Genomic DNA, 567 nt, shown 5'->3' with positions numbered 1-567 from the left:
CTGTTGGTGTGGTTACTGTGAGTTCTCCATTGAGGTTTGTTGTTCCGTCATAGAAACCTCCATTGAATCCACCATAAACCATGTCTTGTTCTAGGTATTGGAATCTGGTGGCATAATAATAGGTTCCATCTGTTGATAGTTCCGCGCCTAAATTCGCTGAGTATTCATCATTATCACTATCGGCAACTTCGCCTAAATAACTTGCGGCTACCCAATTTGTCCATGTGTTTGGATTTGTATTGTCTGTGCTATAACCTATCCAAGCTTGGATGTCTGTATCTTCTCCGGCCACTTCGGTGACGTTTTCTATATAGAGTCTGCCATAAACTAAGAACTCTTCATTGGGTGCAATGGCTCCACTTTCTGGATGTTGCAAGTTAGCCCAAGTGATTTCATCATCGACAACTGGAGTTGTTACTGTGAGTTCTCCGTTGAGGTTAGTTGTTCCGTCATAGAAACCTCCATTGAATCCACCATAAACCATGTCTTGTTCTAGGTATTGGAATCTGGTGGCATAATAATAGGTTCCGTCGGTGGAAAGCTCTGCGCCTAAATTGGCGGAATATT

The 567-nt window shown here is 42.7% G+C and carries 1 protein-coding gene; it reads right to left on the bottom strand.

The genetic code is table 11. The features are described 5' to 3' along the window. Nucleotides 1-567: hypothetical protein (locus HNS40_RS22690; RefSeq protein ID WP_172284981.1), on the bottom strand; the 567-nt coding region annotated here is incomplete at both ends.

The sequence above is a fragment of the Lentimicrobium sp. S6 genome, assembly GCF_013166635.1.
Taxonomy (GTDB): Bacteria; Bacteroidota; Bacteroidia; order Bacteroidales; family UBA12170; genus UBA12170.
This window is presented reverse-complemented; position numbering and strand designations above follow the sequence as displayed.